Below are 26178 nucleotides of genomic sequence, written 5' to 3'. Positions count from 1 at the left end.
AAAGCGTGCTGTCTCAAAAGGATCTCGGTGACCCGGCGGTCTCCCGCGCTGTGTGAAACTCCTGGGCATGCCGAGGTGGGGGTTGGCCACGCCGTGGTCGCGGGCACTGCAAACGGGGTGGCGTCAACCGGCGGTCGTGATCGCCGTCGCGGCGGCCGCGATCCTCGTCGCACTGCCGGCCACGGCCATCGCGCTCTTCCTTTCCGCCGCGGGCAACGCGACGCTGCAGCAGCAGGCCTCGCTCGCGTGCGAGTGGGCCGTCGGCGCGCAGTGGAGCGGCTATCTCCCAGGTACGCAACGCAACCCCGCGGCGCCCGAGCAAGTCGGGAAAGCGCTCTACGCCGCACGGGTGCAGCAGGCGACCCAGGCCGTCGCGGCCGTGTCGAAGGCGTCGCCACCCGTGTCGACCTTGGTCACCGGCGCGTCCGTGGAGACCGCGACCGGCACACCGGTCCACCCCGAGCAAACGCTGCTGAACCTCGTGTCCCGCACGGGTTTCCAAGACCACATCCAGGTGGTGCAGCGCGGGACGCGGTCCGGGATCTGGCTCCCGGACCAGTTCGCGAACATCAAGAACCTGCACGCGGGCGACCTCGTGACCGTCACGGGCGGCTCGCGCAACTCACTAGCCCCCGGGGACCGGGCCAGACCGCTCACGGGCGGGCCGACGCGGCAGTTGCGCGTGGCCGGGATCTACCGCGACCTGCGCTCCCTTCCCGATCAGCCGTACTGGTGCAGCCTCGCGGGCGTCTACCGCGGCGACCCGCTGTCCAACAGCGGCACCTTCCCGGTCGCGCTGGTGACGACGGACGACTTCTTCAGCTTCACCACGCCTGAGTCCGGCGTTCAGAACCTGGTCGAGAGCTCGGTCGACACCACCGGCATGACGACGGCGAGCGCGCCCGCTGTCGTGGCCGGGCTGGAGCACCTGCGCGCCCGGACCGAGAACCCGGTCGACGTGCTGGGCCAGACCTTCCACCGCTTCGGCAGCACCGAGTTCACGTCGTCGCTCGGCGGCATGGTCGACCGCGCCGACCAGGTCACGTCCGCGTTGGCGACGACGGTGGTGCCGATGGGCGCGGTCGGCGCGCTGGCTGGGCTCGTGATCGCCGCCGCGGCCGGATCGTTCTGGGTGGACCGGCGACGCGCCGAGCTGGCCGTGCTGTCCTCGCGCGGGGTGGGACCACTCGCGCTCGTGGGCAAGGCCGTGCTGGAGGTCGGCACCGTCGTGGTGCTCGGCGGCGTCGCGGGCTGGTTCCTCGCGCGCTACCTCGTGGCGACGCTCGGGCCGAGCCCGCTCGTGACACCCGGCGCGCTGGCCGGTTCGATCCTCGGTGCGGCCGCCGCGTTGTTCGTGACGCTCGCGATGCTCGCGTTCGCGAGCGGGCGGCGCATCACCGCACTGTTCGACGCGCACACGACCCGGCGGCGGCACTGGCCGTGGGAACTGCTGCCACTCGGCGCCGCGCTCGTCTGCTACTTCGTGCTCGACGGCGTGGCGGAGGACAACGCGGGCGCGGCCGGGTCCGTCGCGCGGATCCCGCCACGGCTGATCGTGGTGCCGCTGCTGCTGGTGATCGGCCTGGCCCTGCTGGCCGCGCGGATCGTGCGGGTCTCGGTGGTGCGTGTGCGGCCGGTGTCGCTCTCGCGGGCGGTCGCTTTCCTGTCGTGGCGGCGGATCGCGTCGGCCCCCGCCGCGGCGGCCGTGCTGATCGGCGCGACGGCGATTCCCATCGCGTTGTCCGTGTACGCGACGACGGTCACGGGCTCGGTCGACCGGACGCTGCACGCCGAGGGCCAGCTCGTGGTCGGCACCGACGTGGTCGTGGACCTGACCGGGCCGGCAAAAGCCCCACCCGGGTTCGCGGCGAGCTACGTGGACCGCTACGACTCCGGCACCGTCGGTCACACGACCGTGAACGTGGTCGGCGTCGACCCGGCCGCCTTCACCGGCGCGGCGTTCTGGGACAACGCACTGCCCGGCCCGACCCTCGACGATCTGGTGGCGCAGCTGTCCGAACCCGGCGCGGCCGTGGGCGTGCTGGCCGGGATCCCCGGCGTGTCCGGGCGGACGAACGTCGAGATCGGCGAGCGCACCGTGCCGTTCTCGATCACGAGCGTCGCGCAGCTGCCCGGCAAGAGCTCCGGCTTCCCGATGATGCTGGTGCGTCGCGACGTGCTGGACCAGCTGGCCGGTCAGAACCTCCACCACCAGCTGTGGCTGCGCGGTGACCCGGCGCAGGTCGTGCCCGCGCTGTCGGCGGCGCACGTCCCCGTCGGCACGCTCAGCCAGGCCAGGGAGGTCACGGCCAACGGCGTCTACACGGCCATCACCTACACGTTCCTGTTCCTCACCGCCGTTTCCGTGCTCGCCGGCGCGATCGTGCTCGTGGGGTTGCTGCTGTACCTGAATTCCCGGGCCCGGGCGCGGCGCAGTGCGTACTTGTTGTTGCGGCGCATGGACATCGGAGCGTGGGCGCATTGGCGCGCGTTGCTGTACGAAGTCGGCGGCCTGCTCGCGGCCGGCTTCGCCGCGGGGCTCGGGTTCGCGGTCGTCGCGGTCGCGCTCACGAGCGCGGGGTACGACCTCGACCCGGCGGCCGTGCCGGGCACCCTCATCGCCACGCCGTGGTCGCTCACCGCACGCCTCGCGGCGGCGACACTGCTGGCCGCGGTGCTCGCGACGCTCGCCGCCCAGCGCGCCGTGTCGCGCGCCCGCGCCTCGGAGGTGCTGCGTGACACGAATTGACGCGCTGTCCTGTGTGGACCTCCACCAGACCTACCACACCGCGACGCACGAAGTAGTGGCCCTGCAGGGGGTCTCCGTTTCAGCCGCGCCCGCCCGGGTCACGGCGCTCGTCGGCCCTTCGGGTTCCGGGAAGTCGACGCTGCTGCGCGTGCTCGCCTGCCTGGAACGCCCGGTGCGCGGCACGGTCGAAGTGGCCGGAGTGGACGCGACGGCGTTGTCCGCGCGTGGTCGCCGGGGCCTGCGGCGCAAACGGCTGGGGTACGTCTTCCAGAACCCGGTGGACAACCTGCTGGGTTACCTGACTGTCGACGAGCACTTGGAGCTCGCCGCCCGCCTGCGCGGCTGCGGGCCCGCGTCCGGCGAACTGCTCGAGGCGCTGGGCTTGGGACACCGCGGCGCCAGCTTGCCGAACGCGCTCTCGGGTGGCGAGCAGCAACGCGTGGCTCTGGCGTTCGCCGCCGCGGGCGATCCCGCGGCCTTGCTCGCGGACGAACCGACGGCCCAGCTCGACCGCGCTTCAGCCCACCTCGTCGCCGACGCCGTGCGGCGCCTGGCCTCACTCGGCCGCGCTGTCGTCGTCGCCACCCACGACCCGACCCTGGTCTCCGCGGCCGACGACGTGTTCGAACTCGTGGACGGACGGATCCGATGACCGTGCTGACCCTGACCGACGTGTCCAAGTCCTACCGCGGCACGCTCGTGCTGCGCCCGACGAGTTTCTCCCTGCAGCCCGGCGAACTCGTCGCGCTGACCGGCCCGTCGGGCTCCGGCAAGAGCACCCTCCTCGTGATCGCCGGCGGCTGGGAAACCCCCGACACCGGCACCGTGACACCAGGCCCCGCCCTGCCCGACGTGCCGCCGGCGCGGATGCCGTGGCAGCACCTGGGTTTCGTCCCCCAGTCCATCGGGCTCTTCGACGAGCTCACCGTCGCCGACAACCTCGCCTTCGCCGCTCGCACGGGTACCGGCGCCGATCTGCCGAAGCTGCTCGAAACCCTCGACCTCGCGAAACTCGCCGCCCGCCTGCCCACCGAAATCTCCCGCGGCGAACAGCAACGCGCCGCCGTGGGCCGCGCCCTGGCCACCGCCCCCACCCTCGTCCTGGCCGACGAACCGACCTCACACCAGGACCGCGCCCACGCCGAACTGGTACTGACCGCGCTACGCAGCGCGGCCAACGCGGGCGCCGCGGTCCTGGTCGCCAGCCACGACCCCCTGCTTGCCACCCACACCGACCGCACCCTCGCCCTGACCGGCGCCGATTGAGCAGCCGGCCGTCCCCTCACCCCACCCGACGCCAAAACCACGCCGCCGCCCACACCCCAACAAAACCCCACGCCTCAAAACCGCCACCCGACAACCCAGACCAACCCCGCACCCAGCCCCCGCCCGGCACCTCGATCCCCGCCTTCCACGCGGTCACAATCAAAATCGGGGTGCCCCCTGCACCACCTGGGCGCAACGTCGCGCGCCAGCGCGACGAGCCGCCCGCGACCCGCCGCCAAGCCGACCAAAGCCACCGCAGACACAACCGTGCCCATACCCGCCTCCACTCACCGCTCGGAAGCACACGCTCTCCCGACCAGCCGGAAACGGATATGGGCCCGGACAAACCTTTGACACCCAGGGGAAACCCCCTGACAGCTCCTTAACTCTCCGCCGCGACGGCTTCGCGCTGCTCAACCTCGCCGGGGCGAACCGCCGACCGCGACAACCGATCCGAAACCTTCGCCGTGGTGACGAACGAAACCGCGATCAGGATCGCCAACACGACACCGATCCCCACGACGGTGCCGCTCAGCGTCGGGTCGGCTGGGTCGCCGGCCTCGGCGCGAGCCGAACCGGTCAGGAACGACAGCACGAACAGCACGCCGATCGCCAGTGCAACCTCCACCGTCACCAGCGCGGGGAACTGCTTCAGCGCCACCTTGAACACCGAGCCCTCCGCACCGGCTGCCCGGGCCCGCGCGATCCGCGGCATCATCACGAACTCGTTGGCCGCACCAATGCAGATCATCAGGGCCACCAGCGACACCTTGATGACCAGGAAGCGCCCGAAGCTGGTGGTGAACAGCTCCGACGGACTGCCGACGAGCGTGTAGGCCAGGTACAGGCCGGTGATCAGGATGCAACCCACGGCGACCATCGCCAGCGTCGAGAACCGCGTCCAGATCTGGGCGAACGTGTCACCGGCACCGCGGGAGAGCTTGCGCCGGGAGAACGCCAGGATCACCAGCCCGGCGATGCCGCCGACCCAGGTCGAGATCGAGAAGACGTGCAGGTGGTCGAGCAGCGAGTTGGCGAGGACGTCGCCGGTCTCCTTGGCCCAGTTCGTCGGCAGCAGGGTCACCTGGTAGGCGACGAAGTTGATGACGAGCGAGGCCAGTGCCACGGCACCGATCCGTTCGCGCATCTTCGGCGAGAACAGCAGCATCAGCACGAGAGCCGCGAGGCCCCACAGCGAATACTGGATCAGTGCCTCGGCACCACTGGAGATCCAGTCGCCCTTCTTGCCGGGCACGGAGATGAACCTGCCGATCGCGGCGGGCGAAAGCGCCTGGCCGTACGGGATCTCCTTGCCCTTGACGCGCGCACCCTTGCCGGCGAGCTGGAAGTACAGGGCGATGAGGAACCACGTGCCGACGAGGGCGAGGTACAAGCCGGCGCGGCGCTGCAGCACGGCGCGGTCGGCGGGGTCGACGGACGGTCGTCTCCAGACGGGCCGAAGCACGATCAGCAGAAGCATGCAGCCGCCGATCGAACCGATCAGTCCGGCGAAGTACGCCATCTTCGTGATGACCCGCCACACCTCGGGGGTCGGGTTCGCTTCGGCCGCGGAAACGGCCTGGGTGAGCAGAAAGGACATCGGCAGCCATCTCCTCGAGCGGGGGGCAGGTGAGCCGAACCGGCGGGGACGTCGGCTCTTGGCGGTCGAAGGTAGCTGATCCTACAACAGATGTGAAGACTGAAGCGACCACTACATTGATGGTATATTGCTCGCATGAAATACCAGAGTCGGAAGGAGTGACCGTGAAAGTCCTCGTCTTGCCCGGTGACGGCATCGGTCCCGAGATCACTGCGGCGACCCTGGACGTGCTCGGCGCCGCCGACCGGCGGCTCGGGCTCGGCCTGAGCTTCGAGGTGCGCGAGATCGGCTTGGCCTCGCTCGCGACCGACGGTACGACGCTGCCCGCGTCGGTGCTGGAGCGCGTGCCCGAGGTCGACGGCACGCTGCTCGGCCCGGTGTCGCACTACGAGTACCCGGCCAAGGAGCAGGGCGGGATCAACCCGTCTGCCGCGCTGCGGACGACGTTCGAGCTGTTCGCCAACGTACGCCCGTGCCGGTCGCGCGAAGGCCTCAGCGTGCTGCGCAAGCCGATGGACCTCGTGATTGTGCGCGAGAACACCGAAGGCTTCTACTCCGACCGCAACATGTTCGCCGGCACCGGCGAGTTCATGCCCGACCCGGACCTCGCGCTGTCGGTGCGCAAGGTCTCCGCGCGCGGCTCGGCCCGCGTGGCGCGCGCGGCGTTCGAGCTCGCGCGCGGCCGCCGCGGCAAGGTGACGGCCGTGCACAAGGCCAACGTGCTCAAGCTGTCCGACGGCCTGTTCCTGCGCGAGGTGCGCGCCGTCGCCCAGGACTTCCCCGACGTGGAGCTGGAGGAGCTGATCGTGGACGCCGCCTCGGCCCTGCTGATCCGCGACCCGCAGCGCTTCGACGTGCTGGTGACCACCAACATGTTCGGCGACATCCTGTCCGACGAGGCCTCGGAGCTGTCCGGCAGCCTCGGCCTCGGTGGCTCGATCAACGCCGGGCACGACATCTGCGTTGGCCAGGCGCAGCACGGTTCGGCGCCCGACATCGCGGGGCAGGGCGTGGCCAATCCCGCGTCGCTCATCCTGTCGGCCGCGATGCTGCTCGACTGGCGCGGCCGCCGCGACGAGAACGACGCTCTCGTGTCCGGCGCCGAGCTCGTGACACGCGCCGTGGACTCCGTGCTCGACGACCCCGCCACGCGCACCGCCGACCTCGGCGGCACACTCGGCACGGAGGCGTTCGCCGCCGCGGTCGCCGAGTCCGTCACCGGACTTCCGGTGGGTGCCCGGTGATCGAATCCGTGAACCCGGCCACCGGGAAGCCACTGTCCACATACGACCTGCACACCGCCGCAGAGGTCGATGCCGCGCTGGATGGCGCGGTGGCCGCGCAGGCTCAGTGGCGCGAGAAACCGCTCACCGAACGCGTGGCGCTGCTGCGCGAGCTGGCGGCCGTGCTGCGGGCCGGCAAGGCCGAGTACGCGACGCTGATCACAGCCGAGATGGGCAAGCCGCTCGCGGAATCCGAGGCCGAGATCGAGAAGTGCGCGCTCAACTGCGTGCACTACGCCGAGCACGCCGCCGAGTACCTGGCCGAGCACCAGGTGCTCGCGCAGGCCAGTGTGGTCGTCGAACCGCTCGGCGTGGTGCTCGCCGTGATGCCGTGGAACTACCCCTTCTGGCAGTTCTTCCGCTTCGCCGCCCCCGCGCTGGCCGCCGGCAACGGCGCGATCCTCAAGCACGCCACCAACGTCCCGGGCTGCGCGTTGGCCATCGAGGACGTGTTCCGCAAGGCCGGCACGCCGGCCGGGCTCGTGCGGTCGCTCCTGGTGGACGTCGGCGAGGTCGCGCGGCTCATCGCCGACGACCGGATCGCCGCCGTCACGCTCACGGGCTCCACGCGCGTCGGCGCGCTCGTGGCCAGCCAGGCCGGCGCCGCGCTCAAGAAGCAGGTGCTGGAGCTCGGCGGTTCGGACCCGTTCGTGGTCCTCGCCGACGCCGACGTCGCCGCCGCGGCCGAGACGGCGGTGAAGGCCCGCTTCCTCAACACCGGGCAGAGCTGCGTCAACGCGAAGCGCTTCATCGTGGACGAGTCCGTGGCCGACGAGTTCGCCGACGCCTTCACCGCGGCCGTCGCCCGGCTGCGCGTCGGCGACCCGGCCGAGGCGGACACCACCGTCGGGCCGCTCGCCCGCGAAGACCTGCGCGACGGGCTGGCCGACCAGGTGCGCCGCACCGTCGAGGCCGGCGGTGTCGTCCGGACGGGCGGCGAGCCCGTGGCCGGCCCCGGCTACTTCTACGCGCCGACGGTGCTCGACCACGTGAAGCCGGGCATGGCGGCGTTCGAGGAGGAGACGTTCGGGCCGGTGGCCGCGATCGTGCGCGTCTCGGGCGACGACGAGGCCCTCGCCCTGGCCAACGACACCGAGTTCGGCCTCGGCGCGGCCGTGTGGACGGCCTCGCCGGAGCGGGCGCAGCGGTTCGCGAAGGGTCTCGAGGCCGGCGCGGTGTTCGTCAACAGCATGGTCGCTTCGGACCCGCGGTTGCCGTTCGGCGGCATCAAGAAGTCCGGTTACGGCCGGGAGCTGGGCGCGGACGGCATCCGCGAGTTCGTGAACGTGAAGACCGTCTGGATCGGAGAAACCCGGTGAGCGACCCGAAAGAACCGTTCCCGTCCGTGGTGTTGCGCCCGGCCGAGCTGACACCGGCCGACCGCGGCGGCGGCGCCCGGACCATCCCGCTGGTGAGCAAGACCGTCGGCGCCGAGGTGTTCCTGAACGGCATGACGATGTTCGACGGCGGTGCCGGCATCCCGCTGCACACGCACAACTGCCCCGAGAGCGTCGTGATCCTGGCCGGGGAGGCGATCGTCGAGATCGACGGCACCGAACACCGCCTGTCCACTTGGGACACGACGTACGTCGACGCGGGCGTGCCGCACCGGTTCCGCAACGCGTCGGCCACCGAGCCGATGCGGATCCTCTGGACCTACGGCTCGGTGGAGGCGACGCGCACCATCGTCGCGACCGGCGCGACCACCCGGGTGGACGCGGAACACCGGCGCTAGCCTGGACCCGTGGAACAGACCCCGACCCCGCTCACCCGGCAGGTCGCGGCGCGCATCGTGGGCTACATCCGCGAGACCGCGGCCGAGCCGGGCACGCGGCTGGTGGAACGCACGCTGGCCGCGCACCTGCGCGTGTCACGCTCGCCCGTGCGGGCGGCACTGAAGCTGCTGGCGGACGAAGGGGTGGTGGCCGTCGCCGAACCCGGCGGCGGCCACACCGTCGCCCGGCCGGTCGACGAACTCACCGTGACCGAGGACGACGAGGACGAGGAGCAGTATCTGCGCATCGCCTCGGACCGCCTCGACGGCGAGCTGCCGGACCGGGTGAGCGAGAGCGAGCTCGCGCGCCGCTACGGCCTCACCCCGGCCCAGGTGACGGGCGTGCTGCGCCGCATCTCGGCCGAGGGCTGGATCGAGCGCCTGCCGGGCTACGGCTGGGAGTTCCAGCCCATGCTGACGTCGCAGGAGTCCTATGAGGACAGCTACCGGTTCCGGCTCGTGCTGGAGCCGGCGGCGGTGCTGGAGCCCGGTTTCGTCGTGGACCGGGCGGCCATCGAGGTCGTGCGCGCGCAGCAGCTGGAGCTCGCCGAGGGCGCCGCGCGCACCGTCAGCGGCACCGAGCTGTTCGGGCACAACCGCGCGTTCCACGAGGCCGTGGTGAACTGCAGCCGCAACACGTTCTTCATCGACGCCCTGCGCCGCGTCGACAACCTGCGCCGGCTCATCGAGTACCGGCGCACGCTCCCGCGCGACCGCGCGGCGGTGCGGTGCCGCGAGCACGTCGAGATCGCGGATTTGCTGCTGGCCGGCGAGATCGCCGAGGCCGCCGAGTACCTGCGGCGGCACCTGAGCACCGTCAGCGTAGAGAAGACCGCCAACCCGCGCTGACGCTCACGCGACACCGTTCGAGCCCGGCAGCCGGCCGCGCGCGCCGCGGCCCTCACCCGTGATGAGGTCCGAGCGCAACGAAGTCAGCAGCTCCGAGGTCGTCGTGGCGCGGGTTTCGTCCCGGGAAGCCAAGCGCAGCAGCAAAGCGTCGGTCAGCACTTCGGCGGTCAGCATCTCGCCGGTGTAGTTGCTGGCGGACTTCGGCGCCGTCAGCACCACGTCCACCTGGGACCCGAACAGCGGCCCGAGCGAGCTGGACACCAGGATCACGCGCGCGCCGACCGCGTGCGCGTGGTCCAGCAGCACTTCCAGCTCCCCCAGGAGCCGCGCCGGGACGTACAGGACGACGACGTCTTCGGGAGCCAGGCCGATGAGGTCGTCGGCCAGCTGGAAGCCCGTGGCGCCCGTCGAGCGGGCGCGCCGGCCCATGCGGACCAGGCGCATGCGCAGGTAGCGCGCCACGAGCCCCGAGCCACCGAGCCCGAAGCTCAGCACCTCACGCGCACCGTCCAGCAGGTCGACCGCGTGGGTGAAGTCGGCGGAGCGCACCAGCCGCCAGGTGGCGGCCAGGCGCTCCGTCGCTTCGGTGAAGACCTGGTCGACGATGGCGTCGCCGGTGGGTTCGACGCCATCGGGGGCGTTGTGGAGGACGCGGTGCGACGGGCTCGTCTCCAGCACGACCTCGCGCGCCAGGCTGCGCCGCAGGTCGAGCAAGCCGGTGAACCCCAGTGACTTCGCCGTCCGCACCACGGTCGCGTCGCTCGTCTCCGTCGCGTCGCCGATCTGCTCGGCGGTCGCGAAGATCGCGTCACGGCCGTGGTCGCGCAGGTACTCCGCGACGGTCCGCTCCGCGCGCGACATCTTCGGCAGGCACCGCGCGATCCGGGCGCGCAGTGCGTCTTCCTCGTCCGTCATCCACCCCTCCGGTCCTCGTGCTCACGGGCAGGCTGCCGCAGCTCTCTCTCGACGGTGCGCTCCCGCCGGCGAGCGCGGCCGTGCCCCGGGAACCCCAGCCGCTACGGCCGGCGCGCCAGCTCGCCGGTGATGAAGTCCTTCACGACGGGCTGGATCAGCAGCCCGCGGTGCGCCACCCCGGGCACGACGTCGAAGCGCACGTCGATGCCGTTGCTCTCGAAGTTCTTCCGCAGCGTGGTCAGCCGCTCGATGCGGGTGTCACCGCCCGCGTCGATGCCGGGCTCGGCGATCTCCCACGTGTCGGTGTCCTCGCCGCCCACGATCATCTGCACGGGCAGCTTCCGCAGCTCCTCCAGCTTCACGTCGGTGCCGAACAGCTCCCGGACGTTGGCGGTGCCGAGCCACCAGTCGACCTCGGGGTTGATGCGCGTGACGCGGCCCGGGGCGCCGATGGACAGCGCGGCCAGGCGGTCGGCGTGCAGGTAGGCGAAGCGGTGCGCGAACTGCCCGCCACCGGAGAAACCGTGCAGGTAGAAGCGGTCGGCGTCCACGCGGAAGCGCGCGGCGACCTCGGCGATGATGTCCAGCAGGATCTGGTCGTACCGGATGCCTTCGAAGGTGAGCCGCTTGAACCCGTGCAGGTCACCGGGCTGCGCGATGCCGGCGGGGAACAGCGGTGCCAGCACGATGGTGTCGTTCTGCTCCGCCCACTCGCGGTAGTCGTTGCGGTAGCGCTCCGCGGTGCGTTGCGTGCCGTGCATCAGCACCAGCAGGGGCAACGGCGTCTCCGAAGTGCGGTGCGCGCTGGGCACGTAGAGGCAGTACGAGAAGCGCTGGTCGCTCTGCAGCGCGAAGAACGGGGTCGGCCCGCCGTAGTAGAACTCGGTCGGGTCGAGGACTCGCGCGGAGTCGGGCGTCGCTTGGGGGCTCGTCATGGAGCGGATCTCCTTGGCATGGCGTGGGACCGTCCTGGTTCGTCGTAATCATGTAGTAACGACGACAGGTGTTGACTTCTTCGTAGCACGGTCTATCTTATCCGTAGCTGCCACTACAAGTTCTCAGTGAATGTAGCGCAAACCTTCAACGAACCGCCAGCACCGCGAAAGAGGTATTCATGGCTGTCCGGTTGGTCGAGATCGAAGGCGATCCTCGAACTCGGGGGCTCGCCTACGGTGAGGCCGCCCGGGCGGAGATCCGCACATCCATCGCCTACTACCGAGAGGCTTTCGAGGCTTCCTCCGGTCTGGTGTGGACGGACGTGCAGACCTCGGCCCGGCGCTGGCGCGAGCCGATCGCCGCCGTCGCCCCCGACCTGCTCGAGGAGATGGACGCCATCGCCGACGGTGCCGGCGTCCATGAAGACGAGATCCTCGCCCTCAACGCCCGCGGCGAGATCGTCCGCAACAGCGAGAGCGGCTTCAACCCCGAGACCACCGAGACCCCGGCCGACGGCTGCTCCTCCTTCGCCCTGCTGCCGGAAGCCACCGGCGACGGCCACGTCTACTGCGGACAGAACTGGGACTGGCGCGAGGGCACGCAGGACTCGGTGGTGCTGGTGCGGATCGTCCAGCCGCCCAAGCCCACGATCATCATGCAGGTCGAGGCGGGCCAGATCGGCCGTCACGGCGCCAACTCCGCCGGCATCGCGCTCAACGCCAACGGTCTCGGCGGCCGCTTCGGCACCCCACTCGGCCTCCCGCAGCCCGTGCTGCGCCGCATGATCCTCGACAACGACCACCTCAAAGCCGCTCTGCAGGTGCCCTTCGACGTGCGGCAGCACATCGCGACCAACTTGCTCGTGACCCACCGCGGCGGTGTCGCCGTCGACCTCGAGACCACACCGGTCGTGCACGGCTGGGGTACTCCGGCCGACGGGATCCTGGTGCACGGCAACCACTACCAGTACGGTGTGCCCGGTCCGATCAAGGACGTCTACCGCCTCTCGCCGGTCGACTCGCTCTACCGTGTGCAGGTGATCGAGCGGGGACTCAAGGCCGCGCGCACCGCGTCCGGCTCCGCCGAGGTGCGCAAGATCGTCGCGCAGACGATGAGCGACCACATCGGACACCCCGACGGTGTCTGCGCGCACGTGGACGACCGCGTGCCGCCGCTCAAGCGGTACAAGACGATCGCGTCCAGTCTCGTCGACCTGACCACCGGCGAGTACCGCGTGGCGATCGGCAACCCCTGTGAGAACGACTACGAACTGCTGCCCTGGCAGCTCTACGACGGCCCCGGAGGTCACCGATGACCGGACCCGTGCTCGCCAGCCTGCGCGGTGTCAACAAGAGCTACGGCGACGTGCAGGTGCTGCACGACGTCGACCTCGACATCCACCAGGGCGAGGTCGTGGTGATCCTCGGCCCGTCGGGGTCGGGCAAGTCGACGCTGTGCCGCTGCATCAACCGGCTCGAGAAGATCAACAGCGGCACGATCACGCTCGACGGCAAGCCCCTGCCCGCCGAAGGCCGGGACCTGGCGCGGTTGCGGGCCGACGTCGGCATGGTCTTCCAGTCGTTCAACCTCTTCGCGCACCGGACCGTGCTCGAGAACGTGACGCTGGGCCCGATCCGCGTCCGCGGGATCGCCAAACGAGAAGCCGAAGCGACCGCTCGTCGGCTGCTCGACCGCGTGGGGGTGGCCGACCAGGCCGAGAAACTGCCCGCCGAGCTCTCCGGCGGCCAGCAGCAGCGCGTGGCCATCGCCAGGGCTCTCGCGATGAACCCCAAGATCGTGCTGTTCGACGAACCGACCAGCGCGCTCGACCCCGAGATGGTGCACGAGGTCCTCGACGTGATGACCTCGCTCGCCAAGGAAGGCACCACGATGGTGGTGGTCACGCACGAGATGGGCTTCGCCCGCCGCGCGGCCCACCGGGTGGTCTTCATGAGCGAAGGCCGCATCGCCGAACAAGGCACCCCCGAAGAGTTCTTCGACCGCACCGGCACCGCCCGGGCGCGGGACTTCCTGTCCAAAGTGCTCCAGCACTGACCAGCCCTCGAATTCCCCACCCCGACAAGGAGAAACAATGAAGTTGACCAGAGTCGCCGCCGCTGTGAGCGGGGTGCTCGTCACGGGTGCGCTGCTGGCCGCTTGCGGCAGCGCACCGGCCACGGCCCCGGGTGGCGCTTCGGCCAAGCCGGCTGCCGCCGACGTCGCCAAGATGATCAGCCAGGACGAAGCCGTCGCGGCGGGCCCGGTGGGCCAGAACCTGCCGCACTCGCCGATGCTGGACAAGATCCGCCAGCGCGGCCAGCTGGTGTGGGCGGGCAGCCGCAACACGCTCGGCTTCTCGCAGCTGGACCCGGCCACCGGCAAGATCTCCGGCTTCGACGCCGGCATGGCCGACCTGCTCGCCAAGTACCTGCTGGGCAAGCCGTCGGCGAAGATGCAGAGCGGTGGCTCCGACACCCGGGAAGGCCTGCTCGGCAACCACACGATCGACGTGGCGATCCAGACGTACACGATGACGCCCGAGCGCGCCAAGCTGGTGAACTTCTCCGGCCCGTACTACATGGCCGCCAGCGGCATCGTGGTGAAGGCCGACAACACCACCATCAAGACCGCCAAGGACCTGGCCGGCAAGAAGGTGGCGACGGAGTCCGGTGCGGCGAAGACCGCTCTGGTCACCGAGGTGCCCACCGCGCAGCCGGTGCTGTTCGACACGACCGCGCAGTGCATCGCGGCGGTGGAGCAGGGCCGTGCCGAAGCCGTCACGCTGAACAACGCTTCGCTGCTCGGCGCGATCCAGACGCGCTCCGACGTGAAGCTGCTCGACTCGACGTTCTCGTCGAACCCCTTCGGCATCGGCGAGCCCAAGGACGACCCGGTGTTCAAGCAGGTCGTCGACGAGTTCCTGCAGAAGATCGAAGCGGACGGCACCTGGACCAAGCTGTGGCAGGGCACCGTCGGCAAGCTGCTGAAGACCCCGCCGCCCGCCCCGCCGAAGCTCGGCTCCGTCCCGGGCGTCTGACCCGGAAACCTGGAATCGGAGACCCCATGTCCGTGCTCTTCGCGCACCTCGGCGAGCTGCTGGCCGGTCTGCTGACGACCCTCGAGCTGGCCGCGATCGCGTTTCCGCTGGCGCTGGTGATCGGCACCCTGCTGGGTGTCTGCCGCGTCAGCCCGATCGGGCCGCTGCGGGCGGCCGCCGGGTTCTACGTGCACTGCCTGCGCAACTCGCCGATGCTGCTCGTGATGGTCATGGTGGTCTTCGGCCTGCCCTACCTCGGCGCGACCGTCCCGCTGTTCGGGTCGGTCGTGCTGGGGCTGGGCCTGTACTTCGGCGCCTACATCTGTGAAACGGTGCGCTCCGGCATCGCCGGCGTGCCGCTCGGCCAGATCGAGGCCGCCCGCGCCATCGGCCTCACCTTCTCGGGCATCCTGCGGCAGGTCGTGCTGCCGCAGGCGTTCCGGTCGATGGTGCAGCCGCTGGGCAACATCCTCATCAACGTGTGCCTCGGCTCGGCGCTCGGCGCGGCCGTCGGCGTGCAGGAACTCACCGGTTCGGCCCGCCAGTTCAACCTCGACTTCGCCCAGCCGGTGCCGACCTTCATCGCCGCGGTCATCGGCTACCTCCTGATCACCCTGACGATCGGCCAGCTGACCGGCGTCGTCGAACGGAAGGTTCGCATCCGACGATGACCTCGCCCACCCCCGCCCTTTTCGACGAACTCGGTCCCCGCGGGCAGAAGCGGCTGCGGATCGCCACGATCGTGGCCGTCGTCGCGCTGATCGGCATCGTCGCCGGCGCCATCGCCCAGCTCGCCCACGTGCAGCAGCTCACCGCGCGCCTGTGGGAGCCGCTCATCGAGTGGTCGAACATCCGGTACCTGCTGCAAGGCCTGCTGACCACGCTCGAGGTCGGCCTCACCGGCGCCGCGATCTCGCTGGTGTTCGGCACGCTGATCGGCCTCGGCCGGCTGTCCACGCACAAGTGGATCTCGGTGCCCAGCGCCGGCGTGATCGAGCTGTTCCGCGCGATCCCGCTGATCCTGCTCGTGTACTTCTTCCTCATCGGCCTGCCCATGTTCGGCTGGAACCTGCCGCCGTTCTGGGTGCTGACCATCCCGATCGTGCTGCACGCCGGTTCGGTGTTCGCCGAGATCGTCCGCGCCGGCGTGAACTCGCTGGACCGCGGCCAGTTCGACGCCGCGGCGGCGATCGGCCTGCGCCGCGGGCAGACGATGAAGCTCATCGTGCTCCCCCAGGTGTTCCGGTCGCTGCGGCCGGCGCTGGTCACGCAGGTGATCCGCACGCTGAAGGAATCGAGCCTCGGGTACGTCGTCGGCTACCCGGAGCTGCTGCGCGATGGCCAGGTGATCGGCGAGTACAACGCCAACTTCCTGCAGACCTACGCCTTCACCGCCGTCATCTACATCGTCATCAACTTCGGGCTGTCGCGGCTCGCCGAGCTGCTCGACCGGCCGAAGAAGGTCCGTCGTCCGGGCCCGGCGGCCACGGAACCGGAACCCGAGCCGGCGGCCGAGCCCGCCCGAACCCTCGTCTGACCCCTTCTGAGCGGAGCTGATTCCCCGAGATGTCCATCACCGGCGAAGAGATCGAACGCGCCGAAGCCGCACTGGCCCACAACTACCACCCGCTGCCCGTGGTGCTCACCGAAGGCAAGGGCGCGTGGGTCACCGACGTCGAAGGCCGGCGCTACCTCGACCTGCTGGCTGGTTACAGCGCCCTCAACTTCGGCCACGGTGACGACGAGCTGCTGGCGGTGGCCCACGCGCAGCTCGACCGGCTGACGCTGACCAGCCGCGCGTTCCACCACGACAAGATGGGCACCTTCGCCGCGGAGCTCGCCGAGCTGTGCGGCATGGAGATGGTGCTGCCGATGAACACCGGCGCCGAAGCCGTGGAGACGGCGATCAAGACGGCGCGCAAGTGGGGCTACCGCGTGAAGGGCGTGCCGGCCGGGCGCGCGAAGATCGTGGTGGCGGGCGGCAACTTCCACGGCCGCACCGTGACGATCGTCGGGTTCTCCGACGACCCCGAAGCGACCGCGGACCACGGGCCGTTCACGCCGGGGTTCGTGCGCGTGCCCTTCGGGGACGCGGCGGCGCTGCGGGCCGCGATCGACGCCGACACCGTCGCCGTGCTGATCGAGCCGATCCAGGGCGAAGGCGGTGTGGTGCTGCCGCCCGACGGTTACCTCACCGACGTCCGGCGGATCTGCGATTCCGCGAACGTGCTGTTCATGGCCGACGAGATCCAGTCCGGGCTCGGGCGCACCGGGCGCACGTTCGCGTGCGACCACGAGGATGTCGTGCCGGATGTGTACGTGCTGGGCAAGGCGTTGGGCGGCGGCATCCTGCCCGTGTCGGCGGTGGTGTCGCGTCGCGACGTGCTGGGCGTGTTCCGCCCGGGCGAGCACGGCAGCACTTTCGGCGGCAACCCGCTCGCCTGCGCCGTCGCGACGGCCGTGGTGCGGAAGCTGAAGACCGGCGAACCGCAGCGGCGCGCCGAGGAGCTGGGCAAGGTGTTCGCGTCGCTGCTGGCGTCTTTGCCGTCCGCGTCGGTCGAAGCGGTGCGTGTGCGCGGGTTGTGGGCGGGCATCGACGTGCGCGGCCGCACCGGGCGTGATGTGTGCGAAGGCCTGCTGCGCCGCGGCGTTCTGGCCAAGGACGCACACGGCAGCACGATCCGGCTGGCGCCGCCGCTGGTGGTGTCCGAAGAGGACCTCCGCTGGGGCGTCGAGCAGCTGGCGGCCGAGCTCTCCTGAACCATCCCCCTGGGCCCGCCGCACCCCTGGTTCGGGTGCGGCGGGCCCAGTTCTTTGCCGGCTCGATTTACATACAGACAGTATGTATGTATCGTCTGCGGCATGACAGCTCTCGGACAGGACCACCTCATCCGCCTGCCGCAGGGTGAGGTGCGGTACCACGAACGCGGCACGGGGCGACCCGTGGTCTTCGTGCACGGGGTGCTCACGAACGCACAGCTGTGGCGCAAGGTCGTGCCCACCATCGCGGAGGCCGGTTTCCGGTGCCTGGCCCCGGATCTGCCGATGGGCGCGCACGAGATCCCGATGCGCGCGGACGCCGATCTCAGCGCCCCGGGCATGTCGACGCTGCTCGGCGATTTCCTCGATGCGCTCGACCTGCACGACGTCACACTGGTCGCGAACGACACCGGCGGCGCGATCACGCAGCTGCTGCTGGCGCGCTACCCGTCGCGCGTCGGGCGGGTGGTGCTGACGCCGTCGGACAGCTTCGAGTACTTCTTCCCGCCGATCTTCAAGCCGCTGCCGCGGATCGCGCGCGTGCCGGGCTCGACGGCCGTGCTGGGGCAACTGCTGCGGATCCGGGCGTTGTGGCCGTTGCCGCTGCTGTTCGGCTGGGTGACGAAGAAGCCGCTCGATCCCGTTGTCGCGGAGTCCTACTTGCTGCGGCTGCGCCGGTCGCCGGGCGTGCGGCGCGACCTGCGGAAGCTGTTGCGCACCGTCGATCCGCGCCTCACGCTGGCGGCAGCGGAGAAGCTGCGGTCGTTCGAACCGCCCGTGCTGCTGGCGTGGGCGACGGAGGACAAGCTGTTCCCGATCCGGTTCGCGCACCGCCTGGCGGAGGTTCTGCCTAACGCGAAGGTCGTCGAGATCGCGGACTCGTACACGTTCGTCTCGGAGGACCAACCGGAGCTGCTGGCCGGGCACATCGTGGAGTTCGCGGGCGTCATGGCAGATTAGGCCGGGTGAGACGCACCCAGCAGGAACGCTCCGACAGCACGCGCGCGGCTCTCGTCAGCGCCGCCCGCGTGCTCTTCGCGACGCGCGGCTACCACGACGTGCCCGCCGAAGAGATCACCCGCACCGCCGGCGTCACCCGTGGCGCCCTGTACCACCACTTCGGCGACAAGCAGGGCCTGTTCCGCGCGGTCGTGGAGGAGGTCGAGATCGAACTCACCGCCGAGGTCGCCGCGGTGATGACCTCGGGCACCGATCCCCTGACCGGCATGACCACGGCCCTCGGCGTGTTCCTGGACGCGTGCCTGCGCGAAGAGGTGCAGCGCATCTCCCTCACGGACGCCCCCGCCGTCCTCGGCTGGGACGTCTGGCGCGAAATCGAGGGCGAACACGGCTTGGGCCTGCTGGTGACTTCCCTGTCGCGGGCCCACGCGGAGGGCCTGATCGTCGACGCGCCCATCCGGACCCTGGCCCAGCTCATCCTGAGCGCCGTGATGGAGGCGGCCCGCATGATCGCCGCGGCCGACGACCCGACCGCGGTGCGCGCGGAGACGCAGACGGTGCTGGCCGGCTGGCTGGGCGGGCTGCTGCGCAAGAACTGACCCCGTCACCCGTACTGCGGCTGGGTTTGCACGGGGTTCGCTTCGACTGCGCCGAGGTCTGGGTCATTTGTGAGCGCTGCACGGCCTCGCTCTTGGCCCCCACCCCGGCCCAGTGCGGATCCACGTCCGCCGCGAAGCACCACGCCCGACCCACGGGCCACAACGAACGCAGGCGGCGCGATCGGTCGTCGGCAGCCCAATTCGCGTGAAAACCAGGGCTCGAAGCCGAATCGCCAGCTGTCGGAAGCGCGGGGCTCCGAAATCTTCCCGGCGGTGCCGTCGAGGCAGACGAGATCGGCCGTTTCACCTCAAGGCTCAAGACCGGGAACAGCGGCCCAATGAGCGATACTGCCAGAAGCTGCGGTCAACGGTCCTGCCAGCAGCAGCGGTCAAATCGAACGGGTGGTCAAGACGCCGCCGACCGCAACTCCAACCCCGCGTGAACGGCCCTGAAACTCAACCGCACCCGCAGCGCTCGCCGAGAACGCGAGCGCTGTCGGGCTGTCCGACGCCCAAGACAGCCCGACAGCGCCAGCACTGACCACTCGCCGACGTCAGAGGCGAATCGACTTCTTGTTCATGAATTCCTCAATTCCCAGCGGTCCCAGCTCCCGGCCCATCCCCGACCGTTTGATCCCGCCGAACGGCAAATCCGCCTGAGACCCACCGGACTTGTTGAAGTACACCATCCCCGATTCCAGGCGGTTCGCCACGCGGCGCATGCGCGCGGGGTCGGTGCCGAACACGCTCGCGCCGAGGCCGAAGGGCGAGTCGTTGGCGATGGAGATGGCCTCGTCGTCGGAGGAGGCCGGGAAGACGAGGAAGACCGGTCCGAAGATCTCCTCGCGATACGCATCCATCTCCGGCGTCACGTCCGTCAGCACCGTGGCCTCGAGGTAGGCGCCGGGGCCTTCGATGCGGTGGCCGCCGGTGCGCAGGGTCGCGCCTTGACGGACGGCGGTGGCCACCTGGGCCGCGACCTCGTCGGCGGCGGCGATCGACGCCAGTGGCGGCAGTTTCGTCGCCGGGTCGGCCGGGTCACCTGGGAGGTAGTAGTCCGCTACGCGCTTGGTGAGCTTGTCGACGAACTCGTCGTAGAGCTCCTCCAGCACGATCAACCGTTTGGGCGCGTTGCAGGACTGGCCGCAGTTGCGCATGCGGGCCGTCGCGACGGTGGTGACGGTTTCGTCGAGGTCGTCGGTGTCGAGGACGATCAACGGGTCGGAGCCGCCGAGTTCGAGGACGCAGCGCTTGAGGTTGCGGCCGGCCTCGGCGGCCACGGAGACGCCCGCGGCCTCGCTGCCGGTGAGGGATACGCCGACGATCCGGTCGTCCGCGAGGATCCACGGCACCTGCTTGCTCGAGGCGAATACGTTGACGTACGCATCGTCGGGCACGCCCGCGTCGCGCAGGACCTCCTCGATGGCGACGGCCGAGCGGGGGCAAATGGACGCGTGCTTGAGCAGGATCGTGTTGCCCAGCACCAGGTTCGGCGCCACGAAGCGCGCCACCTGGTACATCGGGAAGTTCCACGGCATCACGCCGAGCAGCGCGCCGATCGGCTCCTTGCGGATCACGGCGTCACCACCGCGGATCTTCAGTGGCTCGTCGGCGATGAGCTCCGGGCCGTGTTCGGCGTAGTAAGTGAAGATGTCGACGACGATGCCGACTTCGCCGCGGCCCTCGTTGACGCGTTTGCCCATCTCGAGGGTCATGATCGCAGCCAGTTCGTCGGAGCGTTCGGCGAACAGTTCGGCGGCGCGCGCGACGATCGCGGCCCGTTCATCGACCGGGCGTTCCCGCCACGACAGGTACCCGCGGTGGACGCGGGCGATCGCGTCGCGCACCTGGTCGTCGGTGGTGTTCTCGATCTGCTCGATCAGCTCACCCGTGGCCGGGTCGGTGACTGTGTACATGGCGGCGCTGGCCCTCCGTGGGTCGGCGAAGCGGCTGGACGCCCCCAGACTAACAAACTGCATACAGTATGCACTAGCCAGCGCGTTTCACCAGATGGTTTGCCACCACTTGACCGAAAAGCCCGAATCTCGTTATGGTCTAGACCATATCTACCCTCTCCCCGCCCGCGCACCTCCCACCGCGGCCGTTGGACCGTGCCCGTTTCCCGTGGCCACCGGTGGGAGCGGGCCCGCCTGTCGAAGGAGCCAGGTATGAAGACGAACCGCAAGCTCGTGGCCGCTCTGGCCGGCGCCGCCGTCGCACCGGTGATCGTGCTGGTGGGTCCCGTGGGCACCGCGAGCGCACACGGCTACGTGAACTCACCGGTGAGCCGGCAGGCTCAGTGCGCGCAGAACGTGGTGCCGTGCGGTGACATCAAGTGGGAACCGCAGAGCGTGGAAGGCCCGAGGGGACAGCGCACGTGCAACGGCGGAGTCGCGCGCTTCGCCGAACTGAACGACAACACCAAGGGATGGCGGGCGGCGCCGGTGGGCCGCACCGTCACGTTCAACTGGACGTTCACCGCGCGGCACAAGACCAGCACCTACGAGTACTACATCGGCAACACGCGCATCGCGAGCTTCAGCGGCAACAACCAGGTGCCGCCGGCTACCGTGTCGCACCAGGTGAACCTGGGCAACCGCACGGGCCACCAGACCGTGCTGGCCATCTGGAACATCGCCGACACGGCCAACGCGTTCTACTCCTGCATCGACCTGCAGGTGAGCTGACGCAGGCGGCGGACGGGCGCGCTGCCCGTCCGCCGCATCCCTCCACTGTGGACCTAGCGGTACGCGCCCGCCTCGGCGCTGCGGCGGCCGACGATGAACCACAGCAGCGGCCCCAGGAACGGCGCGCAGAAGGCGAACACGACCCAGACCAATTTCATGCCGCCGGTGAGCGGGCTGCCGAGGATGCTGATGAGGGCGGCCAGGAAGAAGATCGCGGGAAGCAGGATCACCACACCGATCCCGATGGTCACGGCGATACTGGCCCCGTCGGCGGCGTGCTGGGTGGCGGCGGCCAACGCGGTGGGGAAGTTCATCGGTCCTCTCTCCCTGGTTCTGTTCGGTCCACTTCGGACGCGATGAGCCCAGTATGGGGAGGACCGGCCACAGCGGGGATCGGCTCGACGGCTCGTCCGGCGTACCCCTTAAGTGGTAGCCGCGGCGGCGGAAGGATGAGCCACGCGCTCCAGCAGGCGCACCGCGAGGCCCGCCAGCGCGTTCACCACCGCCAGCACCAGCCACGGCAAACCAGTACCGGACCTCGAACAACGACGTGAAGAACGCCGGCGCCACCAGCCCCGCCACGGTGAACGAGTACTGGTACACCGCGAGGCAGCGCCCCCGCGCCCCGGTCGGCGACAGTTCTTTCGCCAGAGCCGTGGAAACGGGTGCGTGGACGGCTTCGGCGGCCGAGACCAGCACCGTGGCGACGAGCAGAACCGGCAGCACCCACCCCGGCTGCCCGGGCACCAGCAGCGCGAACAGCACGCACCACCCAGCCCACATCCCCGCCGCGGCGGTCAGCACGCGCGTCCGCCGGAACGGCGCCGCCAGCCGCACCGCCGGCGCCCGCAGCAGCGTGATGAACACCGTGTTGCCCACCAGCACCACGGGCGCCGGCTACGCCGGGCCGCCGAGCCCCACCGTCACGAACACCGGCAGCCCGAGTGCCGGCATCATGCTGCTCAGCGCGAACACCGTGTTCAGCCCGGTGAGCGCGAGGAACGGCCGCGCGCCGAGCATGCCGCGGTAACCGCCGTGGTCGTCGGCGGTTTCGCGCCTCGGCGCCCGCACCCGGATCGCGATCGCGACCCCCGCGCACAGGAAGCAGAGCGCGGAGCCGACGGCGAGCGTGCGGCAGGCCACCGGGGTGTCGATGCCGACCGCGGCCGCCGTGATGAGCCCGCCGACGCCGAGGCCGGCCGTGCGGGTCGTCGCGACCCAGCCGAACCACTCTTCCTTGGCCCGGCGTGCATCGCTGCCGTCGGCAAAATCGGCCACGGCGGTGAAGACGCACGACCAGAAGAACCGCACCCCGATCGCGACCAGCGCCGAAGCGAGGAAGATGCCGACCGGCCCGGTCACCGCGGTGTAGAGCAGAAACCCGGCCCCTTGCGCGAATTGCACTCCCACCACCAGCGTCAGCGGCCCCGTCCGGTCCGCCAGGCGACCGGCCAGCAGCGGAACCGGGAGCGTGACGGCAGTGGACAGGCTGAGCAGCACACCGATCAGCGCCAGCGGCACGATGGTGAGCTTCGCGAAGAACAGGACCGACAGGGGTTGGAACATCCCGGTGCCCATCGAGTCGACGACCAGGGCACTGAGCAGGACAACCGGGCCGCGGCTGCGCACCAGACCACTCCCCCGCAACGACAAGCCGCCGAGCGTAGTGCCGGGCGCAGTGGTCCAGTCCACATCTTTTAGTGGCCTTGGAATACCGCCAGCAGTCCGTCCGGCGCGTCGGTTCGGAACGCGGCGGCGAGGTTGTCCGCGGAGCCCTGGGCGGCTTCCTCGCTGCGGGTGAACATCGTGGCTTCGTACTTGCTCAGGGCGCTTTCGACTCACCGGCGCAGGCGGCCAGGGCGAACGCGAGGTCGGCGCCGTCGCATCGCCAGGTTGGCGCCCTCACCGGCGAAGAGCGACATGAGGTGCGCCGCGTCGCCGACCATTGTCACGCCGGGCACGCGGTCCCAGGAGTGGCCGAGACAGCGCGTGGATGGCGCGGGGCACCAGCTCACCGTCGGCTTCGGTGACCAGCGCCGTCAGTTCCGGGCCCAGCCGGCGAAGCGGACCAGTAGCTCCTCCTCGACGGCGCGGGCGGACGAGAAGTCGACACCGGCGGCCCACGTTTCGGGCACGGTCAGGGCGACGTAGACGTGGAGGCTGCCGTCGGGCTCGCGGTGTGCGAAGAAGCCCTTTTCGGGGCCCAGCGCCATGAACATCCCGCCGCCGACCAGGGCCGCGCACGCGGGGTGCCGCTCGTCGGCGGCACGCAGGTCGAGCTCGACGAACGAGATCCCCGTGTACGTGGGAACCGCCGGCGACAGCAGCTGGCGCACGCGCGACCAGGCGCCGTCCGCGCCGACGAGGACGTCGGTGCCGAGCGTCGAGCCGTCCGCCAACTGGACCTGGTGGCGACCGCCATCCAGTGGCCGCGCGGACACGACCTTCGCGCCCCAGCGGATCGTGCCCTCGGGCAACGGCGAGAGCTCGCGCAGCTCACCCTGCTCGACGTCGGGCCGCGAGCCGGTGCCGTCGTCCTCTTCGGACAGCCGGACGGTGCCGTGCCGGTCCAGCACACGCGGCGCCTCGCCGCCGGGGTGCACGAGGTCGAGGAACGGGTCGTAGAGGCCGGCGGCACGCAGGGCGGCTTGGCCGGATTCTTCGTGGTGTCCAGCGTGCCGCCCTGGGCGCGCGGCCGGTGACGCGTCGAGGTCGAGCACGGTGGCGTGGAGCCCGTTGCGGCGCAGGACCGAAGCGAGCATCAGCCCGCCCAGTCCGGCACCGACGATGGTGATGTTCACGGTTCTTCTCCGTTCAACGGTGGCGGGGCGTGGACGATGCCGGCGATGAGCGCGCGAAACGCCCAGGACAAGCGCTCTTCGGGAGCGCCGGACACGAGCTCGGCCTTGGCCGCGGCGACATGCGGGTGTGTGTCGGGCGACGCGTCCCGAACAGCCGTGATCACTGCCTGCCGCTCTTCGTCGGGCCGCTCGTCGGCGTGCTCGGCGGCGGTCGCGGTGGCGTGCTGCAGGAGCAGGTCGACGCCCCAGGCCGCTTGGTCGCGCGGGACGTCGCCCTCGGCGGGAGCCCGAGCAGCGTGTCGAGGAGCCGCAGGTAGTTCTCGCCGCTGGGGCGGGCCACGAGCGCCGATTGCGCGAGCCCGGGGTAGCGGAAAAGCACGGCGGCGTGCGACGTGAGCACGGCTTCGAGCCGCTGCGCCCACCCGGTGTGCTTCAGGTCCAGGTCGATCTCGCCGAGCAGCTCGTCGAGCACGGCCGCGTGGAGCTCGGCGGGGTCGCGCACGTACACGTACAGTGACGCCGCACCCGTGTCGAGCTCCTGCGCGAGCCGGCGCATGGCCAGCTCCGCCAAGCCCTCGGCCCGGAGGACCGCGACCGCGGCGGCGATGATCCCGGCGCGGGTCAGGGCCGGCTTGGCGGGACGTTCCCGGCGGCTGCGTGGTGAGGTCATGACCAGAGTCAGCACACGTCGCTGCCTTTCGAAGGAAAGCGCGGTAGGTTCGGCCTCATGCGAGGTAGTCCCCGGCATGAACGCATCCTCGAGCGGCTCCGGCGCGACGGGCGTGTCGACGTCGGAGAACTGGCCGTCGCCCTGGACACGTCCGAGGTGACGATCCGGCGCGACCTCGACGCGCTCGCCGAGCAGGGCACGCTGCGCCGCGTACGGGGCGGCGCGGTGAGCCTGCTGATGCGGGGCGAGGAGCTGCCCTTTTCCTTGCGTGAGGTCGAAGCGGCCGCCGCGAAGAACCGGATCGCGGCAGTGGTCGCCTCGCTGGTCCGCGACGGCGAGGCCGTGGTCGTCGACAGCGGCACCAGCGGCCTCGCGGTCGCCCGCGCCCTCGCCGGGCGCCGGCTCACGGTGATGCCCCTGTCGCTGCCGAGCGCCACCGTTCTGTCCGCCAGCCCCTCGATCACGCTCCTGCTCCCCGGCGGCACCACCCGCTTCGGCGAGGGCTCGATGGTCGGCCCGATCACGGAGTCGTCCCTCGCGGCCCTGCGCTTCGACACCCTCGTCCTCACCTGCTGCGGCCTCTCCCCCGACGACGGCGTCACCGCCCACGATCTCCAAGACGCGGCGGTGAAGCGCGCGGCCCGCCGATCGTCTCGTCGAACGGTGCTGGTGGCCGAGAGCGTGAAGTTCTCCCGCACCGCGCTGGCGACCGTGTGCGCCATCGAGGACGTGGATGTGCTGGTGACCGATGAGGAGGCGCCGCCCGACGTGGTGGGCCGCTTCCGCGAGGCCGGGGTCGACGTCCGGGTCGCTTGAGCTCAAGGGGCCGGCTCGGTGGCGCGGCTCGACCGCGGTTGAGTGCCTCGCCAGCTCGCAAGCCGGCCCCGGCGCCCCCGCGAGACCAACGACTCGCTCCACCTGACACGACGACCCCCGCCCGGTGAACCACCTGCCACGCGCCGCTTCGCGCACCGAGCCGAAGTCCGGCCGGTTCCCGCCCTTTCGATCCGCCGCACCCGAACCTTTCGCGATGCCGGCGAGCCGTTCCGAATGAACGTGACCTCGGCGTTCGGGCGAGCACGACGGCCTGCGTGGCGGGTGGATTGCGCGAGCCTCAGAGCCGACGCGCACCCGGACCGAGCCGACGTCCAGGCTTCTTGTGCCCCATCCCTACCCGGACGGAGACAAGCCCCGCCCTCGCGAGGGGCCTGGCGTTGGCCGAGCACCGCGGCCTCTCGTCGGTGATGGCGGCGAGCACGTGCATTCCGACGCGCCGGTGCGCGCGAACGTGC

Annotated in this window: 26 protein-coding genes; 17 read left to right on the top strand and 9 right to left on the bottom strand. The window is 70.6% G+C overall.

Annotated elements, in window-relative coordinates; translation table 11 throughout:
- Nucleotides 1-136 precede the first annotated feature (136 nt).
- From I6J71_RS07300 to I6J71_RS07290, 3 genes are read left to right on the top strand one after another with little or no spacing between them, the layout of a single operon-like run.
- The gene (locus tag I6J71_RS07300) at nucleotides 137-2749 is read left to right on the top strand and encodes an ABC transporter permease (protein WP_204094017.1); all 2613 of its coding nucleotides are present in this window, start codon (nucleotides 137-139) and stop codon (nucleotides 2747-2749) included.
- Entirely contained in the window at nucleotides 2736-3401 is a 666-nt protein-coding gene (locus I6J71_RS07295) for an ABC transporter ATP-binding protein (protein ID WP_239154497.1), read from the top strand. Before I6J71_RS07300 ends, I6J71_RS07295 begins: the two co-directional genes overlap by 14 nt.
- Nucleotides 3398-4015 carry an ABC transporter ATP-binding protein gene (locus I6J71_RS07290; RefSeq protein ID WP_204094016.1) on the top strand — a complete coding sequence of 206 codons (618 nt, stop codon included), beginning with the start codon at nucleotides 3398-3400 and terminating at the stop codon, nucleotides 4013-4015. The genes I6J71_RS07295 and I6J71_RS07290 overlap by 4 nt, the downstream gene beginning before the upstream one ends.
- 382 nt (nucleotides 4016-4397) lie before the next feature.
- On the opposite strand, the gene I6J71_RS07285 is transcribed toward I6J71_RS07290, so the two are convergent.
- A complete protein-coding gene (locus I6J71_RS07285) occupies nucleotides 4398-5615 on the bottom strand; it encodes a copper resistance D family protein (protein WP_204094015.1) in 1218 nt (405 codons plus the stop codon).
- A 164-nt stretch (nucleotides 5616-5779) separates the two neighbouring features.
- Between I6J71_RS07285 and I6J71_RS07280 the strand changes: the two genes are divergently transcribed.
- The 4 genes from I6J71_RS07280 to I6J71_RS07265 are packed head-to-tail and all read left to right on the top strand — an operon-like array spanning nucleotide 5780 to nucleotide 9521.
- Nucleotides 5780-6859 carry an isocitrate/isopropylmalate dehydrogenase family protein gene (locus I6J71_RS07280; RefSeq protein WP_204094014.1) on the top strand — a complete coding sequence of 360 codons (1080 nt, stop codon included), beginning with the start codon at nucleotides 5780-5782 and terminating at the stop codon, nucleotides 6857-6859.
- Entirely contained in the window at nucleotides 6856-8217 is a 1362-nt protein-coding gene (locus I6J71_RS07275) for an NAD-dependent succinate-semialdehyde dehydrogenase (RefSeq protein ID WP_204094013.1), read from the top strand. The genes I6J71_RS07280 and I6J71_RS07275 overlap by 4 nt, the downstream gene beginning before the upstream one ends.
- Entirely contained in the window at nucleotides 8214-8633 is a 420-nt protein-coding gene (locus I6J71_RS07270) for a cupin domain-containing protein (RefSeq protein ID WP_204094012.1), read from the top strand. The genes I6J71_RS07275 and I6J71_RS07270 overlap by 4 nt, the downstream gene beginning before the upstream one ends.
- A gap of 9 nt (nucleotides 8634-8642) precedes the next feature.
- Nucleotides 8643-9521 carry a GntR family transcriptional regulator gene (locus tag I6J71_RS07265; protein WP_204094011.1) on the top strand — a complete coding sequence of 293 codons (879 nt, stop codon included), beginning with the start codon at nucleotides 8643-8645 and terminating at the stop codon, nucleotides 9519-9521.
- A 3-nt stretch (nucleotides 9522-9524) separates the two neighbouring features.
- Here the strand turns inward: I6J71_RS07265 and I6J71_RS07260 are convergent, their stop codons facing one another.
- Complete coding sequence (locus tag I6J71_RS07260) at nucleotides 9525-10436, bottom strand: MurR/RpiR family transcriptional regulator (protein WP_204094010.1); 912 nt, start codon at nucleotides 10434-10436, stop codon at nucleotides 9525-9527.
- Between the two features lie 101 nt (nucleotides 10437-10537).
- Nucleotides 10538-11371 (bottom strand): PHB depolymerase family esterase, encoded by an 834-nt coding sequence (locus I6J71_RS07255; RefSeq protein ID WP_204094009.1) that lies wholly within the window; start codon nucleotides 11369-11371, stop codon nucleotides 10538-10540.
- Between the two features lie 179 nt (nucleotides 11372-11550).
- Between I6J71_RS07255 and I6J71_RS07250 the strand changes: the two genes are divergently transcribed.
- The 8 genes from I6J71_RS07250 to I6J71_RS07215 all read left to right on the top strand — a co-directional run bounded on the left by I6J71_RS07250 (nucleotide 11551) and on the right by I6J71_RS07215 (nucleotide 18728).
- A complete protein-coding gene (locus I6J71_RS07250) occupies nucleotides 11551-12687 on the top strand; it encodes a C45 family peptidase (protein WP_204094008.1) in 1137 nt (378 codons plus the stop codon).
- A complete protein-coding gene (locus I6J71_RS07245) occupies nucleotides 12684-13427 on the top strand; it encodes an amino acid ABC transporter ATP-binding protein (protein ID WP_204094007.1) in 744 nt (247 codons plus the stop codon). Before I6J71_RS07250 ends, I6J71_RS07245 begins: the two co-directional genes overlap by 4 nt.
- Nucleotides 13428-13464: 37 nt before the next feature.
- Nucleotides 13465-14409: a transporter substrate-binding domain-containing protein gene (locus tag I6J71_RS07240; RefSeq protein ID WP_204094006.1), complete on the top strand. Its 945-nt coding sequence runs from the start codon at nucleotides 13465-13467 to the stop codon at nucleotides 14407-14409.
- 26 nt (nucleotides 14410-14435) lie between these two features.
- Nucleotides 14436-15080, top strand: a complete 645-nt coding sequence (locus I6J71_RS07235) for an amino acid ABC transporter permease (protein WP_204094005.1) — start codon at nucleotides 14436-14438, stop codon at nucleotides 15078-15080.
- Nucleotides 15077-15946, top strand: a complete 870-nt coding sequence (locus tag I6J71_RS07230) for an amino acid ABC transporter permease (protein WP_204094004.1) — start codon at nucleotides 15077-15079, stop codon at nucleotides 15944-15946. The genes I6J71_RS07235 and I6J71_RS07230 overlap by 4 nt, the downstream gene beginning before the upstream one ends.
- A gap of 29 nt (nucleotides 15947-15975) precedes the next feature.
- Entirely contained in the window at nucleotides 15976-17169 is a 1194-nt protein-coding gene (rocD, locus tag I6J71_RS07225; protein WP_204094003.1) for an ornithine--oxo-acid transaminase, read from the top strand.
- Between the two features lie 102 nt (nucleotides 17170-17271).
- The gene (locus tag I6J71_RS07220) at nucleotides 17272-18129 is read left to right on the top strand and encodes an alpha/beta fold hydrolase (protein ID WP_204094002.1); all 858 of its coding nucleotides are present in this window, start codon (nucleotides 17272-17274) and stop codon (nucleotides 18127-18129) included.
- A 5-nt stretch (nucleotides 18130-18134) separates the two neighbouring features.
- Nucleotides 18135-18728 carry a TetR/AcrR family transcriptional regulator gene (locus I6J71_RS07215; RefSeq protein ID WP_204094001.1) on the top strand — a complete coding sequence of 198 codons (594 nt, stop codon included), beginning with the start codon at nucleotides 18135-18137 and terminating at the stop codon, nucleotides 18726-18728.
- Between the two features lie 554 nt (nucleotides 18729-19282).
- Here the strand turns inward: I6J71_RS07215 and I6J71_RS07210 are convergent.
- Complete coding sequence (locus tag I6J71_RS07210) at nucleotides 19283-20644, bottom strand: NAD-dependent succinate-semialdehyde dehydrogenase (protein ID WP_204094000.1); 1362 nt, start codon at nucleotides 20642-20644, stop codon at nucleotides 19283-19285.
- Nucleotides 20645-20896: 252 nt separating this feature from the next.
- On the opposite strand from I6J71_RS07210, the gene I6J71_RS07205 reads away from it, so the two are divergent.
- Complete coding sequence (locus I6J71_RS07205; RefSeq protein WP_204093999.1) at nucleotides 20897-21415, top strand: lytic polysaccharide monooxygenase auxiliary activity family 9 protein; 519 nt, start codon at nucleotides 20897-20899, stop codon at nucleotides 21413-21415.
- A 53-nt stretch (nucleotides 21416-21468) separates the two neighbouring features.
- Here the strand turns inward: I6J71_RS07205 and I6J71_RS07200 are convergent, their stop codons facing one another.
- From I6J71_RS07200 to I6J71_RS07185, 5 genes are all read right to left on the bottom strand, one after another.
- Entirely contained in the window at nucleotides 21469-21729 is a 261-nt protein-coding gene (locus tag I6J71_RS07200) for a PLD nuclease N-terminal domain-containing protein (RefSeq protein ID WP_204093998.1), read from the bottom strand.
- A 583-nt stretch (nucleotides 21730-22312) separates the two neighbouring features.
- A complete protein-coding gene (locus I6J71_RS07195; RefSeq protein ID WP_204093997.1) occupies nucleotides 22313-23068 on the bottom strand; it encodes a hypothetical protein in 756 nt (251 codons plus the stop codon).
- A 386-nt stretch (nucleotides 23069-23454) separates the two neighbouring features.
- The gene (locus I6J71_RS07190; RefSeq protein ID WP_239154496.1) at nucleotides 23455-24216 is read right to left on the bottom strand and encodes an NAD(P)/FAD-dependent oxidoreductase; all 762 of its coding nucleotides are present in this window, start codon (nucleotides 24214-24216) and stop codon (nucleotides 23455-23457) included.
- A complete protein-coding gene (locus I6J71_RS50390) occupies nucleotides 24213-24380 on the bottom strand; it encodes a hypothetical protein (RefSeq protein WP_370542093.1) in 168 nt (55 codons plus the stop codon). The genes I6J71_RS07190 and I6J71_RS50390 overlap by 4 nt, the downstream gene beginning before the upstream one ends.
- Entirely contained in the window at nucleotides 24377-24886 is a 510-nt protein-coding gene (locus I6J71_RS07185) for a TetR/AcrR family transcriptional regulator (RefSeq protein ID WP_370542092.1), read from the bottom strand. Before I6J71_RS07185 ends, I6J71_RS50390 begins: the two co-directional genes overlap by 4 nt.
- Before the next feature lie 57 nt (nucleotides 24887-24943).
- On the opposite strand from I6J71_RS07185, the gene I6J71_RS07180 reads away from it, so the two are divergent.
- The gene (locus I6J71_RS07180; protein ID WP_204093996.1) at nucleotides 24944-25702 is read left to right on the top strand and encodes a DeoR/GlpR family DNA-binding transcription regulator; all 759 of its coding nucleotides are present in this window, start codon (nucleotides 24944-24946) and stop codon (nucleotides 25700-25702) included.
- Nucleotides 25703-26178 lie beyond the last annotated feature (476 nt).

Source organism: Amycolatopsis sp. FDAARGOS 1241 (assembly GCF_016889705.1).
GTDB lineage: Bacteria > Actinomycetota > Actinomycetes > Mycobacteriales > Pseudonocardiaceae > Amycolatopsis.
Note: the sequence above shows the minus strand (reverse complement) of the source record. Positions and strands in the feature narration are given on the sequence as shown.

Coding starts and splice junctions, on each gene's coding strand:
- I6J71_RS07220 (WP_204094002.1), top strand. CDS start 17,272: ATGACAGCTCTCGGACAGGACCACCTCATCCGCCTGCCGCAGGGTGAG.
- I6J71_RS07260 (WP_204094010.1), bottom strand. CDS start 10,436: ATGACGGACGAGGAAGACGCACTGCGCGCCCGGATCGCGCGGTGCCTG.
- I6J71_RS07290 (WP_204094016.1), top strand. CDS start 3,398: ATGACCGTGCTGACCCTGACCGACGTGTCCAAGTCCTACCGCGGCACG.
- I6J71_RS07255 (WP_204094009.1), bottom strand. CDS start 11,371: ATGACGAGCCCCCAAGCGACGCCCGACTCCGCGCGAGTCCTCGACCCG.
- I6J71_RS07235 (WP_204094005.1), top strand. CDS start 14,436: ATGTCCGTGCTCTTCGCGCACCTCGGCGAGCTGCTGGCCGGTCTGCTG.
- I6J71_RS07200 (WP_204093998.1), bottom strand. CDS start 21,729: ATGAACTTCCCCACCGCGTTGGCCGCCGCCACCCAGCACGCCGCCGAC.
- I6J71_RS07205 (WP_204093999.1), top strand. CDS start 20,897: ATGAAGACGAACCGCAAGCTCGTGGCCGCTCTGGCCGGCGCCGCCGTC.
- I6J71_RS07285 (WP_204094015.1), bottom strand. CDS start 5,615: ATGTCCTTTCTGCTCACCCAGGCCGTTTCCGCGGCCGAAGCGAACCCG.
- I6J71_RS07230 (WP_204094004.1), top strand. CDS start 15,077: ATGACCTCGCCCACCCCCGCCCTTTTCGACGAACTCGGTCCCCGCGGG.
- rocD (WP_204094003.1), top strand. CDS start 15,976: ATGTCCATCACCGGCGAAGAGATCGAACGCGCCGAAGCCGCACTGGCC.
- I6J71_RS07250 (WP_204094008.1), top strand. CDS start 11,551: ATGGCTGTCCGGTTGGTCGAGATCGAAGGCGATCCTCGAACTCGGGGG.
- I6J71_RS07185 (WP_370542092.1), bottom strand. CDS start 24,886: ATGACCTCACCACGCAGCCGCCGGGAACGTCCCGCCAAGCCGGCCCTG.
- I6J71_RS07210 (WP_204094000.1), bottom strand. CDS start 20,644: ATGTACACAGTCACCGACCCGGCCACGGGTGAGCTGATCGAGCAGATC.
- I6J71_RS07180 (WP_204093996.1), top strand. CDS start 24,944: ATGCGAGGTAGTCCCCGGCATGAACGCATCCTCGAGCGGCTCCGGCGC.
- I6J71_RS07245 (WP_204094007.1), top strand. CDS start 12,684: ATGACCGGACCCGTGCTCGCCAGCCTGCGCGGTGTCAACAAGAGCTAC.
- I6J71_RS07240 (WP_204094006.1), top strand. CDS start 13,465: ATGAAGTTGACCAGAGTCGCCGCCGCTGTGAGCGGGGTGCTCGTCACG.